At 67.8% G+C, this 15,055-nt stretch carries 15 protein-coding genes; 10 read left to right on the top strand and 5 right to left on the bottom strand.

Going from position 1 to position 15,055, the window contains the following annotated elements; all coding sequences use genetic code 11:
- Window positions 1-34: 34 nt before the first annotated feature.
- Genes V9K97_RS20550 through V9K97_RS20530 form a run of 5 tightly spaced genes read left to right on the top strand, consistent with a single transcriptional unit; the run spans window position 35 to window position 3,983 of the window.
- Window positions 35-1,204, top strand: coding sequence for an MlaE family ABC transporter permease (locus tag V9K97_RS20550; RefSeq protein ID WP_337320283.1), 1,170 nt, complete (start codon window positions 35-37; stop codon window positions 1,202-1,204).
- A complete protein-coding gene (locus V9K97_RS20545) occupies window positions 1,201-2,019 on the top strand; it encodes an ABC transporter ATP-binding protein (protein ID WP_337320281.1) in 819 nt (272 codons plus the stop codon). Before V9K97_RS20550 ends, V9K97_RS20545 begins: the two co-directional genes overlap by 4 nt.
- Window positions 2,020-2,032: 13 nt before the next feature.
- A complete protein-coding gene (locus V9K97_RS20540; protein WP_337320279.1) occupies window positions 2,033-3,004 on the top strand; it encodes an MlaD family protein in 972 nt (323 codons plus the stop codon).
- Between the two features lie 10 nt (window positions 3,005-3,014).
- On the top strand, window positions 3,015-3,710 hold the full coding sequence (locus V9K97_RS20535) for an ABC-type transport auxiliary lipoprotein family protein (protein ID WP_443303823.1): 696 nt from the start codon (window positions 3,015-3,017) through the stop codon (window positions 3,708-3,710).
- A gap of 51 nt (window positions 3,711-3,761) precedes the next feature.
- Entirely contained in the window at window positions 3,762-3,983 is a 222-nt protein-coding gene (locus V9K97_RS20530) for a hypothetical protein (protein ID WP_126747828.1), read from the top strand.
- Between the two features lie 6 nt (window positions 3,984-3,989).
- Here the strand turns inward: V9K97_RS20530 and V9K97_RS20525 are convergent, their stop codons facing one another.
- Window positions 3,990-4,748, bottom strand: coding sequence for an SIR2 family NAD-dependent protein deacylase (locus V9K97_RS20525; RefSeq protein WP_337320277.1), 759 nt, complete (start codon window positions 4,746-4,748; stop codon window positions 3,990-3,992).
- A complete protein-coding gene (locus tag V9K97_RS20520; RefSeq protein WP_337320347.1) occupies window positions 4,745-5,608 on the bottom strand; it encodes an IclR family transcriptional regulator in 864 nt (287 codons plus the stop codon). Before V9K97_RS20520 ends, V9K97_RS20525 begins: the two co-directional genes overlap by 4 nt.
- Window positions 5,609-5,751: 143 nt before the next feature.
- Between V9K97_RS20520 and V9K97_RS20515 the strand changes: the two genes are divergently transcribed.
- The 5 genes from V9K97_RS20515 (at window position 5,752) to fahA (ending at window position 11,369) form a co-directional block, all read left to right on the top strand.
- Window positions 5,752-6,711, top strand: a complete 960-nt coding sequence (locus tag V9K97_RS20515; RefSeq protein WP_176660650.1) for an MBL fold metallo-hydrolase — start codon at window positions 5,752-5,754, stop codon at window positions 6,709-6,711.
- 137 nt (window positions 6,712-6,848) lie between these two features.
- The gene (locus V9K97_RS20510; RefSeq protein WP_337320275.1) at window positions 6,849-8,486 is read left to right on the top strand and encodes an FAD-dependent oxidoreductase; all 1,638 of its coding nucleotides are present in this window, start codon (window positions 6,849-6,851) and stop codon (window positions 8,484-8,486) included.
- 8 nt (window positions 8,487-8,494) lie between these two features.
- Window positions 8,495-8,692: a DUF2783 domain-containing protein gene (locus V9K97_RS20505; protein ID WP_258503494.1), complete on the top strand. Its 198-nt coding sequence runs from the start codon at window positions 8,495-8,497 to the stop codon at window positions 8,690-8,692.
- 42 nt (window positions 8,693-8,734) lie between these two features.
- The gene (hmgA, locus tag V9K97_RS20500; protein ID WP_337320273.1) at window positions 8,735-10,057 is read left to right on the top strand and encodes a homogentisate 1,2-dioxygenase; all 1,323 of its coding nucleotides are present in this window, start codon (window positions 8,735-8,737) and stop codon (window positions 10,055-10,057) included.
- Window positions 10,058-10,097: 40 nt separating this feature from the next.
- A complete protein-coding gene (gene fahA / locus V9K97_RS20495; RefSeq protein ID WP_337320271.1) occupies window positions 10,098-11,369 on the top strand; it encodes a fumarylacetoacetase in 1,272 nt (423 codons plus the stop codon).
- Window positions 11,370-11,495: 126 nt separating this feature from the next.
- Here fahA and mrdA read toward each other — a convergent pair whose 3' ends face one another.
- The 3 genes from mrdA to mreC form a co-directional block, all read right to left on the bottom strand.
- Complete coding sequence (gene mrdA / locus V9K97_RS20490) at window positions 11,496-13,463, bottom strand: penicillin-binding protein 2 (RefSeq protein WP_337296591.1); 1,968 nt, start codon at window positions 13,461-13,463, stop codon at window positions 11,496-11,498.
- Between the two features lie 64 nt (window positions 13,464-13,527).
- Window positions 13,528-14,049: a rod shape-determining protein MreD gene (mreD, locus tag V9K97_RS20485; RefSeq protein WP_126747836.1), complete on the bottom strand. Its 522-nt coding sequence runs from the start codon at window positions 14,047-14,049 to the stop codon at window positions 13,528-13,530.
- The gene (gene mreC / locus V9K97_RS20480; protein WP_258503488.1) at window positions 14,046-15,011 is read right to left on the bottom strand and encodes a rod shape-determining protein MreC; all 966 of its coding nucleotides are present in this window, start codon (window positions 15,009-15,011) and stop codon (window positions 14,046-14,048) included. The genes mreD and mreC overlap by 4 nt, the downstream gene beginning before the upstream one ends.
- Window positions 15,012-15,055: the final 44 nt, after the last annotated feature.

Below are 15,055 nucleotides of genomic sequence, written 5' to 3'. Positions count from 1 at the left end.
TCTTTTTTCTTACTTCGCCCTGCCCCGCCGCACCATGCCCATAGCAACTTCGCCTGCCGACGACGCATCCGCCGCCGACAGCGTGTTGCCGCGCGTCGAGCAGCGCGAGCAGGACGGCCGCAGCTGGACCGTGGCGCACGGCCGCTGGACCACGCTGGCCATGTCGTCGCGCACCGCGTGGCAGTCCCTTGAAAAGGACCTCGCGGGCGCACCGCCCGCGGACGACCGCGCCTGGGACCTGCGCCCCATCGAGCAGCTCGACCACATCGGCGCGCAGCTGCTGTGGGAACACTGGCGCCACGACTGGCCGGCCACGCTCGAGATGTCGCCGCAGCACAAGGCGGTGCTCGACCAGGTGGCCCAGTACACGGTCGGAACGCCCGAGGAGCCGCCGCCCACGCTGGCCGAGCGGGTGCGCCATTTCTCGCACACCGGCGCGCGCGCGCTGGAGGTGATGCGCGATTTCGTAGGGCTGGTCGGCCAGCTCGCACTCGACGTGGGCACGCTCCTGCGCGCGCCGCACCGCGCGCCCTGGCGCGATTTCTCGGGCCATCTCTACCAGTTCGGCGCTACGGCGCTGCACATCACGGCGCTGGTGGGCCTCTTGATCGGTGTGGTGCTGGCCTACCTGATCTCGCAGCAGCTTCGCCAGTACGGGGCCGAGGCTTTCGTGGTCAACATCCTCGGGCTGTCGCTGATCCGCGAACTCGGGCCGGTGCTTGCCGCGGTGCTGATCGCGGGGCGCTCAGGTTCCGCGATCACGGCGCAGATCGGCGTAATGCGCGTGACCGAAGAACTCGACGCCATGCGCGTGATGGGCATTCCGCACGGCTTCAGGCTGGTGATGCCGCGCGTGCTGGCCCTGGCCATTGCGATGCCGCTGATCAGCCTCTGGACGTCGATGGCGGCGCTTGCGGGCGGCATGCTCGCGGCCGATGCGGCGCTCGATATTTCGCCCGCCTATTTTCTTTCGGCGCTGCCGCGTGCGGTGCCGATTGCCAACCTCTGGCTCGCGCTGGCGAAGTCGGCGGTGTTCGGCATCTTGATTGCGCTGATCGGCTGCTACTTCGGCATGAAGGTGAAACCCAACACCGAGAGCCTGGGGCGCGGCACGACCTCGTCGGTGGTGACCTCGATCACCGCGGTGATTTTGGTCGACGCGCTGTTCGCGGTGCTGTTCAAGGGAATCGGGTTCAGGGCATGAGCGATTCAAGCAACGTGGTCGACATCAGCAAGCTCTGGACGGTATTCAAGAATGCCGAGGGTGAGCACGTGGTTCATCGCGACCTCGACCTGCACATCGGGCGCGGCGAAGTGCTGTCGCTGGTTGGCGGATCGGGCACCGGCAAGACGGTGCTGCTGCGGCAGATCCTCGGGCTCGAAAAGCCGTCGAAGGGCACGGTCGAGGTGCTGGGCCAGGCGCCCGGCGAGCTCAGCGCCCAGGGCGCGGCCAACGTGGGCATGCTGTTCCAGCACGGCGCGCTGTTCTCGGCCTTCAGCGTGCTCGAGAACATTGCCTTTCCGCTGCGCGAGCTCAAGCTGCTGCCCGACGAGTTGATTCGCAACGCGGCCCTGGTCAAGCTGCAGATGGTGGGCTTGCAGCCGCGGCACGCCAACATGAGTCCGGCCGACTTGTCGGGCGGCATGATCAAGCGCGTGGCGCTGGCGCGCGCGCTCATCATGGACCCGCCGCTGCTGCTGCTCGACGAGCCCACGGCCGGACTCGACCCCGAAGCCTCCGACAGTTTTTGCGACCTGCTGCGCGGCCTGCACCGCGAACTGGGCCTGACGGTGGTCATGGTCACGCACGACCTGGACACCCTGTTCGACCTGAGTACCCGCATTGCGGTGCTTGCCGACCATAAGGTCATCGTCAGCGGCTCGGCGCGCGAAGTCATCGCGTATCCGCATCCGTTCATTCATGAATATTTTCTGGGAGGGCGCGGCCAACGCGCCTTGGAGGCCCTGCATGACAAACCCTCCAACGCCGCGCCGCCAACTGCCGGCGCGGCCCACTGAAAGGTAGCCACACATGGAAAACAAAGCCCATGCCCTCGCCGCCGGCGCCTTCGTGCTCGGCCTCATTGCCGTGCTCGTGGGGCTGGTGGTCTGGTTCACGCGCGACAACACCGTGCGCAACATCTACGAGCTCTCCACGCGCGACCCGGTCAGCGGCCTGCAGCCGCAGGCCATGGTGCGCTACAGGGGCATCGCGGTCGGCAAGGTGACCTCGATCGACTTCGACCCCAAGACCAAGGGCAACGTGCGCGTGCGCATCACGGTCGACCAGCGCGTGCCGCTCACCACGTCGAGCTTTGCCACGCTGAGCTACCAGGGCGTGACCGGCCTGGCCTTCATCGCGCTGGATGACAAGGGCGAATCGAACGTGGTGCTTGCGCCCGACAACGACGACCCGCCGCGCATTCCGCTCAAGCCCTCGATGCTTGCGCAGCTGCAGGACCGCGGCGAAGCCATCATCAACCAGATCGACGAAGCGACGAAGCGCGCCAACCAACTGCTCGGCGACGGCAACCAGAAGCGGGTGGCCGATGCGCTGGAGAACATTGCGGCGGCATCGTCCAGCGCCAACACGTTGCTGAAGCAGCTGGACAACACGGTGAAGACGGGCCTGAACCCGACGCTCGCGGCGCTGCCCGGCACGCTGTCGTCGGTAAAGACGGCGGCCGGCGATGTCTCGCGCGTGGCCAACAACTTCAACACCACGGTGAGCCGCCTCAACGCGCCCGAAGGCCCGATCGAACGCCTGGGCGACGGCACCAAGGCACTGGCGCAGGCGGTCGATTCGTTCAACTCGGCCACGCTGCCACGCGTGAACCGGGTGGCCGACGACACCTCGCGCGCGGTGCGCCGGCTCGGCCGCGCGGCCGACGGCATCAACGACAACCCGCAATCGCTGCTGTTCGGCAACGGCGGCACTGCGGCGGGGCCGGGCGAACCGGGCTTCTCCGCGCCGCCTGCCACCAACTCGCTGGGACGCCCCTGAAGTGACGACCATGAACAAGAACGCCATGCACTCCCGTCCATCCCTTGGTTTCAGCTTGGGTTCCGGCCTCGGTTCCGGCCTGACACTTGGCCTTGCGCTGCTGCTTGCCGGCTGCGGCGCCCTGCCCGACAAGCCAGCGCGCGCCACGCTGTACGACTTCGGGCCCGGCATTGCCGCGTCGGCCGCGGCAGCCAATCCACCGGCCACCGCGCTGCCCACGCTCGCGCTGGCGGAAATCGAGAGCAACGCGCGGCTCGACGGCACGCAAATTCTTTACCGGCTCGGCTATGCCGATGCCAACGAGCTGCGCCCCTACGGCCAGTCGCGCTGGAGCCTGCCGCCGGCACAGCTGCTGCGCCAGCGGCTGCGCGATGCGCTGTCCGAACGGCGCACGGTACTCGGCCCTGAAGAAAGTGCAACCATCGCGCGCACCGAGGGCCGCGTGCCCGATACGCTGCGCATTTCGCTCGACGAGTTCAGCCACTACTTCGAATCGGCGGGCAGCAGCGTCGGCCTGGTCCGCCTGCGCGCCACGCTGATCCGCGGCACCACGGGCGGCGACCGCGTGCTCGGCCAGCGCACCTTCACCGTGCGCCGGCCGGCACCGAGCGCCGACGCGCCCGGCGGCGTGAAGGCGCTGGCCGCGGCCACCGATGCCGCGGTGGCCGACATCGTGCAGTGGGTCGACCAGCAGCCGCGGCAGTAAGCTCTGCTTCGGCTCGACGCCACCCTACCAATAACCCGAGGAGAACTCACCATGAACGCAACACGCATCGCCGGCATCCTGCTCATCGTGGCGGGTATCGCGGGCCTCGGGCTCGGCGGCTTCAGCTTTACCAAGGAAACGCACCAGGCCAAGCTCGGCCCACTGGAGTTTTCGGTGAAGGAGAAGCAGCAGGTCAACTTCCCGGCCTGGGCGAGCGTCGCCGCGATTGTTGTGGGCGGCGCGCTGGTGCTGCTCGGCGGCAAGAAGAGCTGATCGACCCTAGGCCGGCGAGCCGCCGAGCCCCGCCAGCAACTGCGGCAGCAAAACCTCGGATTCCCCGCGCAAGACCACTGCCGCCGCATCGTCCAGATGCGGCAACGGCTCCATGTTGAGCGTGATCAGCCGGCTGCCGTGCGACGCCGCCATCTGCGGCAGCTCGGCGGCCGGATACACGACGGCCGTGCTGCCGACCACCATGAACACGTCCGACTCCTGCGCGGCCGCCTGCGCATCGAGCAGCACGCCCTGGTTCAGCATTTCGCCGAACATGACGACGTCCGGCCGGGCGCGCGAGGCGCAGCGCATGCAGCGGTGAAAGGGCCACGGGCCCTGGCGGTTGCCGCAGTGGTCGCAGCGCCAGCGCCGCAGCGAGCCGTGCAGTTCGAGCACGTCCAGCCCGCCGGCCAGCGTCAGCAGCCCGTCGACGTTCTGCGTGATGAGGCGCGTGGCAGGCCGCAGCCGCTGCAGCAGCGCAAGCGCCGTATGCCCGGGGTTCGGCTGCGCGTCCTCCACCGCGGACAGCCGCCGCGACCAGAAGCGCGTGAATCCCGCCGGGTCGCGCTGCAGGTCTTCGGCATGCGAGTACTGCAGCGCGTTCTGGTTCATCCAGAGTCCGTCGCTGTCGCGGTAGGTCGGAATGCCGGAGGCCTTTGAAAGCCCGGCGCCCGAAAACACGACGATGCGCCGGGCGGCGCTCAGCAGGGCAATGGCGGATTCGATCGGGGGAGTGGAAGACGAAGCGGTGATGTCCAGGCTCATGGATCCAGGTGTGCGGAAGCGTTTCTTCCGGCCGACGTTGCGCCCAGCCGCTCGGAGACCGTGCCCGCGCAGGCCTTGAGCGCGCGTGCGATTTCGCCGTCCCAGGCGGTGTCGAAGATGGCGGCCGGGCCGATGGCCGTGACCGACAGCACGATGGCACCCGTGTGGTCGAACACCGGCGCCGCCATGGCGCTCACGCCTTCGATCACCTCGCCTTCCGAGCGGCTGATGCCGTGCACGCGCACTTCCTGCAGCTGGCGCTCGAATTCGCTCCACGACGGCAGGGGCGGCTGCGGCGGCATGCCGGCCGGCGGCGGCTGCTCGCCCGCCTTGCGTTGCTTTTGCCGCTGGCGTTCGGCGTCGAGCAGTTGCTTGACTGCTTCGGCCTCCAGGTAGGCGGCGAACACGCGGCCGGAAGCCGTGTTGGTGAGCGAGAACACCGTGCCGTGGCGCATGTTCACATGCACCGGCGAGGGCGATTCGGCGGTGCGCACGATGGTTGCGCCGCGTGCGCCCCACACCGCCAGCGCCACCGTATGGCCGATGCGCTGCGCCAGCCCGGCGATGAGCGGCGTCGCAATGTGCACCGGGTCGGCCTGCTGCAGGCTGATGAGCCCCAGTTGCAAGGCCAGCGGGCCGAGCAGATAGTGGCCGCTGGCGCGGTCCTGCTCGATCAGGCCCAGCCGCCCGAAGCTCACCATGTACGGGTGTGCCTTGGCGGCCGTCATGTCGGCTTCCCGCGCCAGGTCTTTCAGGGCCATCGGCCGGCCGTGGTGCACCAGCGCGCGCAGCAGCTGGCCGCCCACTTCGATGCTCTGGATGCCGCGCTGGGCGGCGCGCTCGGTCTCGTTGGCTGCCATGGCCGCCTTGGCGTCTGATTGTTCGTTCATGAAGAAGGGATTAGACATTAACTGATCTCGGGCTTACACTTCAGAAATTCGTTAACCGCAAATTCGTTTGCTTTAGACGAATCAAATTTCGATCCATCCGACGGAGACACACGATGAGCCAAGCCAAGAAGTTCGCCAGCCAGGCCGACATGGAAGAAAAGAAGATCACCTTCAGCCAGATCTCGGAGCACGCCTGGGCCTACACGGCCGAGGGCGATCCCAACACCGGCATCGTCATTGGCGACGACTGCGTGCTGGTGGCCGACACCCAGGCCACGCCCGCCATGGCGGCCGACGTGGTGCGCCGCATCCGCGAGGTGACCGACAAGCCCATCAAGTACGTGGTGCTGACGCACTATCACGCGGTGCGCGTGCTGGGCGCGGCCGGCTACGGGGCCGAGCACATCCTGGCCAGCCAGGACACGCGCGACCTGATCGTGGAGCGCGGCGAGGCCGACAAGGCCAGCGAGATCGGCCGCTTTCCGCGCCTGTTCCAGAACGTGGAAACGGTGCCCCCGGGCCTGACGTGGCCCACCATGACCTTCACCGGCAAGATGACGCTGTGGCTCGGCAAGCTCGAAGTGCAGCTGATCCAGCTGGGCCGCGGCCACACCAAGGGCGACACGGTCGTGTGGCTGCCCGAGGAGCGCACGCTGCTGTCGGGCGACCTGGTCGAATTTGGCGCCACGCCGTATGCGGGCGACGCCTACTTCCAAGACTGGCCGCAAACGCTCGACAACATTGCCGCACTGAAGCCCGCCGCGCTGGTGCCGGGCCGCGGTGCCGCGCTCACCACGCCGGCCGAGGTGGCCGAGGGCCTGACCGGCACGCGCAACTTCATCTCCGACGTGTATGCGAGCGTGCAAGAGGGCGTGAAGGCCGGACGCGACCTGAACACGGTCTACAAGGACACCTACGCCAAGCTCAAGCCCAAGTACAGCCAGTGGGTGATCTTCGACCACTGCATGCCGTTCGACGTGAGCCGCGCGTACGACGAAGCCTCGGGCCATGCCGATCCGCGCGTGTGGACGGCGGAGCGGGACATCGAGATGTGGAAGGCGCTGGAAGGCTGACCCCGCATTGCTCCCTCCCCCGCTGGGGGAGGGTTGGGGTGGGGGCAGGCAGAGCGCCAGTTTCGAGCGCTGCCGAGCCCCCATCCCAGCCTTCCCCCAGCGGGGGAAGGAGCAAGACAAAAGACACGGAGACAAACGTGATCGACTATCAAAGCCTGCGCTTCGACTACAAGCGCCACGCCGACCAGGACGCGCCCACGCCCGCCCGCCACCCGGTGGTCGTCGTCGGCGCCGGCCCGGTCGGCCTCACGCTGGCCATCGACCTGGCGCTGCGCGGGATTCCCGTGGTGCTGCTCGACAACGACAACACCCTTTCCAGCGGCTCGCGCGCGATCTGCTTTGCCAAGCGCACGCTCGAGGTGTTCGACCGCCTCGGCTGCGGCGACCGCATGGTCGACAAGGGCGTGTCGTGGCACGTGGGCCGGGTGTTCTTCCACGACGAGCAGGTCTACAGCTTCGACCTGCTGCCCGAACCCGGCCACGAGCGCCCGGCCTTCATCAACCTGCAGCAGTACTACGTCGAAGGCTACCTCGTCGAACGCGCCGCGGCGCTGCCGCTGATCGACCTGCGCTGGAACAACAAGGTCACAGGCATCGAGCAGAACGACGACAGCGCCGTTCTCACCGTGGAAACGCCCGAGGGCGACTACCGGCTGCAAGCGGGCTACGTTGCCGCCTGCGACGGCTCGCGCTCCAACCTGCGCCAGATGCTGGGCCTCGAAGCCAAGGGCCGCACCTTTCGCGACCGCTTCCTGATTGCGGACATCACGATGGATGCGCAACTGCCGACGGAGCGGCGCTTCTGGTTCGACCCGTCGTTCCACCCGGGCCAGAGCGTGCTGCTGCACAAGCAGGCCGACGGCATGTGGCGCGTCGACTTCCAGCTCGGCTGGGATGCCGATCCGGTGGAGGAGCGCAAGCCCGAGAACATCACGCCCCGCGTGCGCGCGCTGCTCGACAGCATCGGTTTCGAAGGCGTTCAATTCACCATTGGGTGGGCCAGCGTCTACACCTTTGCATGCCAGCGCATGGAGCGCTTTCGCCATGGCCGTGTGCTGTTTGCGGGCGACTCGGCGCACGGCGTGTCGCCCTTCGGCGCGCGCGGCGCCAACTCGGGCGTGCAGGACGCGGACAACCTCGCGTGGAAGCTCGCGGCCGTGCTCCGAGGCGAGGCACCCGATGCGCTGCTCGACAGCTACGCGAGCGAACGCGAATTCGCGGCCGACGAGAACATCCGCAACTCCACGCGCGCAACCGACTTCATCACGCCCAAGAGCGAAGTGAGCCGCCTGTTCCGCGACGCGGTGCTGGAGCTCACCAAGCGCCACGCCTTCGCGCGCACGCTGGTCAACAGCGGTCGGCTCTCGGTGCCGGCGGTGCTGCGCGACTCGCCGCTCAACACGCCCGACACCGACACCTTCCAAGGCGCGATGGTGCCCGGCGCAGCGGCAGCCGATGCACCGGTCGTGCGGGCCGACGGCAGCAGCGGCTGGCTGCTGCGCGAATGCCATCTGGCGCAGTTCACGGCGCTGGTTTTCGGCCAGGGCGAAGCGGCCGAGCGCAGCCTGCAGGCGCTGATGGCATGCGACTTTCCGCTGCACGTGGTGCGCGTGAAAGCCGCTACAAGCGAAGGCGAACTCGCGACGCAACGCTACGACGCGCTACCCGGCACCGTCTACCTGCTGCGGCCCGACCAGCATGTGTGTGCGCGCTGGCGGCAGCCCACGGCGGCGAACATCCGCGCGGCGATCGACCGTGCATTGGCAAAGGGATGAGCAGCACCATGCAACCACATCTGATCACCACGCCGAACCTCGAGGCGCCCGACGATTTCTACGAGGCGCTGATCGAGGCCCACCAGGGGCTTTCCACTGAGGAGAGCCATGCCTTCAACGCGCGGCTCGTGCTCGTGCTGGCGAACCACGTCGGCTCGCTGGCCGTGCTGCGCGAGGCTTTCGAGGCCGCGCGCAGCAGCAGCTGAACACACGTGCCAACTTCATCGCGATTTCCGGAAGAGAGAACCATGACGAATCCATCCGCCAACAACAAGCCCGATGCCGAGCGGCCCTACCAGAGCGGCTTTGGCAACGAGTACGCCTCCGAAGCCGTGGCCGGCGCCCTGCCCCAGGGCCGCAACAACCCGCAGCGCGCGCCCTTCGACCTTTACACCGAGCTGCTTTCAGGCACCGCCTTCACCGCGCCGCGCCATGAAAACCGCCGCACCTGGCTCTACCGCCGCCAGCCTTCGGTCGTGTCGGGCCGCTACCAGCCCTATGCGCAGGCGCAATGGACCACGGGCGCCGACCGCGAGATTGCACTGCCGCCCGAGCCGCTGCGCTGGCATCCAATGCCGCTCGACGGCGCGGCCGACGTGGACTTCATCGACGGCATGCACACCATTGCGGCCAACGGCGACGCCGAGTCGCAGGTCGGCATCGGCTCGCTCATGTACCTTGCGGGCCGCTCGATGGAGAAGCGCGCCTTCGTCAATGCAGACGGCGAGATGTTGCTGGTGCCGCAGCAGGGCCGCCTCGTGATCACGACCGAGCTGGGCGTGCTCGACGTGAAGCCTGGCGAGATTGCGGTGCTGCCGCGCGGCATGGTGTTCAAGGTGGCATTGCCCGATGGAATCTCGCGCGGCTATGTCTGCGAGAACTACGGTGCGCATTTCCGCCTGCCCGAACTCGGCCCTATCGGCTCGAACGGCCTGGCCAATGCGCGTGATTTCCAGGCGCCCGTGGCGGCCTTCGAAGAAGACGGCGGAGCCTACGAGCTGGTAAAGAAATTCGGCGGCCGCTTCTGGAAGGCGCCCACCAGGCAGTCGCCGTTCAACGTGGTCGCATGGCACGGCAACCTGGCGCCGGTGAAGTACGACACGGCCAACTTCATGGTGATCGGCTCCATCAGCTTCGACCATCCCGATCCGTCGATCTTCACTGTGCTGACCTCGCCCAGCGACACGCCGGGCACCGCGAACTGCGACTTCGTGATCTTCCCGCCGCGCTGGATGGTGATGGAAAACACCTTCCGTCCGCCATGGTTCCACCGCAACCTCATGAGCGAGTTCATGGGCCTGGTGCTCGGCGAATACGACGCCAAGCCGGGCGGTTTCAAGCCCGGCGGCGCAAGCCTGCACAACTGCATGGTGCCGCACGGACCCGACGAGGAAGCCTTCGACAAGGCCACGCGCACCGACCTGAAACCGCACAAGCTCGACAACACGCTGGCCTTCATGTTCGAGAGCCGGTACCGCTTCATTCCGACGAACTTCGCGCTGCAGAGCCCCGCGCTCGATACCGACTACGCCGATTGCTGGGCCGGGCTCAAGGACCAGTTCAAGCCGTGACGGCCGACGAGCAGACGCCACATCCAAAGAAAGACATTCCATGACCGCACTCAACGCCACCCATGACCCGAAGCTGCGCAGCTGGGTTGCCTCGGCCAATGAAGCCGGCTGCGACTTTCCGATCCAGAACCTGCCCTTCGGCCGCTTTCGCGCGGCGGGCAGCAGCGACGCTTTTCGCATCGGGGTGGCCATCGGCGACCAGGTGCTCGACCTGAAGACGGCAGGCCTGGTCGATACCGACGACATGAACGCGCTGATGAACGCCAGCGTGAAAGACCGCCAGGCACTTCGCGCGGCCATCTCGGCGGGCCTTGCGGAAGGCAGCGGCAAAGAGGCCGCATGGTCGAAGGCGCTGCTGCCGCAGGCCAGGTCCGAGCTCACCGTGCCCTGCCGCATCGGCGACTACACCGACTTCTACACCGGCATTCACCACGCCACCACCATCGGCAAGCTGTTCCGTCCCGACCAGCCGCTGATGCCCAACTACAAGTGGGTGCCCATCGGCTATCACGGCCGCGCGTCGTCGATCGGCGTGAGCGGCCAGGTCTTCAAGCGCCCGCAAGGGCAGACCAAGGCACCGGATGCGGCCGAGCCGAGTTTCGGCCCTTCGAAGCGGCTCGACTACGAGCTGGAACTGGGCTTCTTCATCGGCCGCGGCAATGCGCTCGGCGAGCCGGTTGCCATCGGCAAGGCCGAAGAGCATCTGTTCGGCGTGACGCTGCTCAACGACTGGTCGGCGCGCGACCTGCAGGCCTGGGAATACCAGCCGCTCGGCCCTTTTCTCTCGAAGAACTTCGCGAGCACGCTGTCGCCATGGATCGTGACGATGGAGGCGCTGGCGCCGTTCCGCGCCAGGTTCGAGCGGCCCGCGGGAGACCCGCAACCGCTGGCTTACCTCGATGCGCCCTCTAACCGAGAAAGCGGCGCGCTGGACATCACGCTCGAAGTGCTGCTGCAGACCGCGAAGATGCGCGCCGCGGGCGAAGCGCCCACGCGGCTCACGCGCGGCAACACCACCGAAGCCGCCTACTGGACGGCCGCGCAGCTCGTCGCGCACCACACGGTGAACGGCTGCAACCTGCAGCCGGGCGACCTGCTGGGCTCCGGCACGCTCTCGGGCCCCAGGCCCGACGAGGCCGGCTCGTTGATCGAACTCACGCTGGGCGGCAAGCAGCCGATCACGTTGCCCAACGGGGAAAAGCGCACTTTCCTGGAAGACGGCGACACGCTGGTCATGCGCGGCTACTGCGAGCGGGAGGGCGCGGTGCGCATCGGCTTGGGTGAAGTCAGCGGCACGGTGGCTGGGGCTTAAGGTGTTGTCCCCTCTCCCCCTGGGAGAGGGCTAGGGTGAGGGCTGTCGGCCTCACAACATCTCGCGGGCTCCGAGGCCGCTTGCCCTCACCCCGACCCTCTCCCAGAGGGAGAGGGTGCAAGACAATCAGGGCGCGGCCGCAGCGGTGCCGGCCACCGGCCAAGCCACTTCGCTCGCCACGCGCGGCTTGCCGATCGGCGCACCGGCCTTGCCGATCCTGACGGCGGCCAGGTCGGCCTCGCTCGGGTACTGGTCCATCAACACGTAGTCGAACACGCGGCGCGCGATGGGTGCCGCGGCGCCGGCACCCCAGCCGGCGTTCTCGACGATCACCGCCAGGGCGATCTTCGGGTTGTTGACGGGCGCAAACGCCATGAACAGTGCGTGATCGCGCTGGTGCTCTTCGAGCGCGCGGGCGTTGTACTTGGTGTTCTGCGCCTGCGTCACCGCCTGCGCCGTGCCCGTCTTGCCGGCCGCCTGGTAGCCCGCGCCGGCAAACACGCTGCGCGCGGTGCCGCTGGTCACCACGCTGGTCAGGCCTTCGCGAATCACCGCGACGTTGGCGGCGGTGTAGCCCAGGTTCTCGGCCGGCGGCTGCGGCAGCGGAGCCACCTCGCCGCTGACCGTGTTTCGCGTGGCCAGCACCAGATGCGGTTTGCGCTTCAGTCCGCCATCGGCCACGATCGCCGTGGCCTGCGCGAGCTGCAGCATGGTGAAGGTGTTGTAGCCCTGGCCGATGCCCAGCGAGATGGTTTCGCCCGCGTACCACTTCTTCTGCTCGGGCCGCTTGTAGGCGTTGCGCTTCCACTCGGTGCTGGGCAGCACGCCGCGCACCTCGCCGCCCAGGTCGATGCCTGTGAGCTGCCCGAAGCCCAGCGGCTTCATGAAGTCGTGGATCAGGTCCACGCCCATCTCGTTGGCCAGCGAGTAGTAATAAATGTTGCTCGACACCTGAATGGAACGCCGCATGTCGACGCCGCCCAGGTTGCCTTCAGGGCTGCCGAAGCGGTGGCCGCCGAAGTTGAAGTACCCCGGGTCGTTCACCACCACGCTGGCGCCGCGCTTGCCCGTTTGCAGTGCGGCCAGTGCCATGAAGGGCTTGTAGGTCGAGCCGGGCGGGTAGGTGCCGCGCAGGGCCCGGTTGAGCAGCGGCTTGTCGAGCGATTCGCTGAGCTCTTTCCAGCTTTCGGTGTCGATGCCTTCGACGAAAAGGTTGGGGTCGAAGGTCGGCTTGCTCACGAAGGCCAGCACCTCGCCGGTCTTGGGGTCGATGGCCACCAGCGCGCCGCGGCGGTCGCCGAACATGTCTTCGACCAGCTTCTGCAGCTTGATGTCGAGCGACAGCATCACGGTATTGCCCGGGGTGGCCGGATGGCTGGCAAGCCGGCGCACCGCGCGGCCGCCGGCCGAGGTTTCCATCTGCTCGACGCCGGTCTGGCCGTGCAGCGTTTTCTCGTAGCTCTGCTCGATGCCGAGCTTGCCGATGTAGTCGGTGCCCTTGTAGTTGGCCTGGTCTTCCTCGGCCCAGTCTTCCATCGCGGTCTTCTCGCGCTGGTTGATGCGGCCGATGTAGCCGAGCACGTGCGAGGCGACCTCGCCATGCGGATAGTTGCGGAACAGCCGCGCCTTGATTTCCACGCCCGGGAAGCGGTAGCGCTGCGCCGCGAAACGGGCCACCTCCTCGTCGCTCAGGCGGGTGCGGATCGGAATGGAGTCGAAGCTGCGCGAATCCTCCCGCAGGCGCTTGAAGCGGCGGCGGTCGCGCGGCGAAACCTCGAGCACCTGCGTCAGGGCGTCGATGGTCTCTTCGACGTCGCCCACCTTGGAAGGCGTGATCTCCAGCGTGTAGGCCGAGTAGTTCGAGGCCAGCACGATGCCGTTGCGGTCGAGGATGAGTCCGCGGTTGGGCACCACCGGCACGATGGCCGTGCGGTTGCTCTCGGCCTGCTCGGCCAGGTCGTCGTGCCGCACCACCTGCAGGTAGAACAGCCGCGCGCCCAGCAGCCCGAAGGCGAAGAGCACCACCATGCCGATCACGATCACGCGGCGCTTGAAGCGCGCGAGGTCGGCGGCAACGTTGCGGATTTCGGTCATGGCGGGGTGAGCTTAGGCGCGTGCAAGTGCGTTGGCAAATGCATAGGAAGGTGGACTGCCAGGCTTAGAGGGGACGGTTCTCGTCGGGTTCCGGCGTGCGGCGCTGGGGCGCCAGCAGCAGCGCCGTTGCCAGCGGCCACAGCGCGGCCTCGACCACCGGGGAGGCCAGCACCCACCAGCCCGGGAAAATGCCGCCGCCGATCATCCGCGTCACCACCTCGATGAACTGCGAGAGCGCAAAGAGCGGCAGCACCTGCAGCGCCTGCGAAGCCACCGGGTACCAGAGCAGGCGCCGGTGGATGGTGATCGCAAAGAAGCCCAGCGTGGTGTACGACAGCGCATGCTGGCCCAGCATGGACGCCTGGTGCACATCCATGCACAGCCCGAAGACGAAGGCCGCGCCAATGCCCACGCGCATCGGCTGGTGCACGCCCCAGAACACGATGGCCAGCGCGAGCAGGTCGGGCATCCACGCAGCGCGGCCGATCGGAATCATGTTGATGAGCAGCGCCACCACCAGGCTCGACCACATGAAGAGCGGGCTGACGGGCAGCAGCAGCTGCTGTTGGCCGGGGCGTTTGATCATCGGGCGCGCTCCGCGGCTTTCTTGTCGGCCTTGTCCGCCTTGGCAGCCGGCTTGGGCTCGGGCTTCTTGCCGCGCGCGGGAGCGGCCGGCGCGGGCGGTGCCGCGGGCGCTCCCGTGGGCGCCAGCACCAGCACGTAGCGCGCGGCCGTCACGCGCGCCAGCGGAACGCAGTAGATACGCGCAAAGGCCGAATCGGCGCGGCGCTCGATGCGCTCGATCTTCGCGACCGGCAGGCCGGGCGGATAGACGCCGTCGACGCCGCTGGTGGAGAGCAGGTCGCCCTCCTGAAGGTCGGCATTGGCGGCCATGAAGCGCAGCTCCAGCCCCGCGCCGTGCGCCGACGCGTCACCGAAGGCCACGCTGCGCACGCCGGTTCGGGTGTTCTGCACGGGAATGGAAAGATCGCGGTCGATCACCAGCGTGACCTCGCTTGTGAAGGGCAGCACCTGCGTCACCTGGCCGAGCACGCCGTCCGCGTCGATCACCGGCGAACCGGCCGCCACGCCGTGCGTGAGCCCCTGGTCGATGACGATCTTGCGCGTGTACGGGTCGGCGGCGTCGTAGAGCACCTCGGCGGCGCGGCCCGGCGCCTGGGTGGTCTGGCGCAGTTCGAGCAAGGCGCGAAGGCGCGCATTGTCCTGCGCGAGCGTGTCGGCCTGGCTCGCACGCTCGGCCTGCTGCATGAGCGCCTTGCGGGCTTCTTCTTCGTTGCGCTGGGCGGTTTGCAGGTCTTCGAAGTAGCGGCTGCCGCCCACCACGAACTGCACCGGCTTGAGCGCCAGCCACTGCACCGGATAGAGCACCGCGCCGACGGCCGCGCGGATCGGCTGAACCAGATGAAAGCGCGCGTCGGCCACCATCAGGAAGAGCGAGAGCGCACCGAAGAAAATCAACTTGCTCAGGGCCGACTGCCCCTGGTTGAACAGGGGCGGGGCTGTGCGATCGAGCGTGCCCAAGGGCATGGTTCAGGCCTGGCTGTGCAACGTCAGATGGCAAAAAGGCCGGC

It is taken from the genome of Variovorax sp. CCNWLW186, assembly GCF_037203865.1.
Lineage (GTDB): Bacteria > Pseudomonadota > Gammaproteobacteria > Burkholderiales > Burkholderiaceae_C > Variovorax.
Note: the sequence above shows the minus strand (reverse complement) of the source record. Positions and strands in the feature narration are given on the sequence as shown.

What these genes read in the sequence shown, in the direction of transcription:
- fahA (WP_337320271.1), top strand. Translation starts at nt 10,098, where the DNA reads ATGACCGCACTCAACGCCACCCATGACCCGAAGCTGCGCAGCTGGGTT.
- V9K97_RS20525 (WP_337320277.1), bottom strand. Translation starts at nt 4,748, where the DNA reads ATGAGCCTGGACATCACCGCTTCGTCTTCCACTCCCCCGATCGAATCC.
- V9K97_RS20545 (WP_337320281.1), top strand. Translation starts at nt 1,201, where the DNA reads ATGAGCGATTCAAGCAACGTGGTCGACATCAGCAAGCTCTGGACGGTA.
- V9K97_RS20505 (WP_258503494.1), top strand. Translation starts at nt 8,495, where the DNA reads ATGCAACCACATCTGATCACCACGCCGAACCTCGAGGCGCCCGACGAT.
- V9K97_RS20550 (WP_337320283.1), top strand. Translation starts at nt 35, where the DNA reads ATGCCCATAGCAACTTCGCCTGCCGACGACGCATCCGCCGCCGACAGC.
- V9K97_RS20515 (WP_176660650.1), top strand. Translation starts at nt 5,752, where the DNA reads ATGAGCCAAGCCAAGAAGTTCGCCAGCCAGGCCGACATGGAAGAAAAG.
- mreD (WP_126747836.1), bottom strand. Translation starts at nt 14,049, where the DNA reads ATGATCAAACGCCCCGGCCAACAGCAGCTGCTGCTGCCCGTCAGCCCG.
- V9K97_RS20540 (WP_337320279.1), top strand. Translation starts at nt 2,033, where the DNA reads ATGGAAAACAAAGCCCATGCCCTCGCCGCCGGCGCCTTCGTGCTCGGC.
- V9K97_RS20535 (WP_443303823.1), top strand. Translation starts at nt 3,015, where the DNA reads ATGAACAAGAACGCCATGCACTCCCGTCCATCCCTTGGTTTCAGCTTG.
- mrdA (WP_337296591.1), bottom strand. Translation starts at nt 13,463, where the DNA reads ATGACCGAAATCCGCAACGTTGCCGCCGACCTCGCGCGCTTCAAGCGC.
- V9K97_RS20530 (WP_126747828.1), top strand. Translation starts at nt 3,762, where the DNA reads ATGAACGCAACACGCATCGCCGGCATCCTGCTCATCGTGGCGGGTATC.
- hmgA (WP_337320273.1), top strand. Translation starts at nt 8,735, where the DNA reads ATGACGAATCCATCCGCCAACAACAAGCCCGATGCCGAGCGGCCCTAC.
- mreC (WP_258503488.1), bottom strand. Translation starts at nt 15,011, where the DNA reads ATGCCCTTGGGCACGCTCGATCGCACAGCCCCGCCCCTGTTCAACCAG.
- V9K97_RS20520 (WP_337320347.1), bottom strand. Translation starts at nt 5,608, where the DNA reads ATGGCAGCCAACGAGACCGAGCGCGCCGCCCAGCGCGGCATCCAGAGC.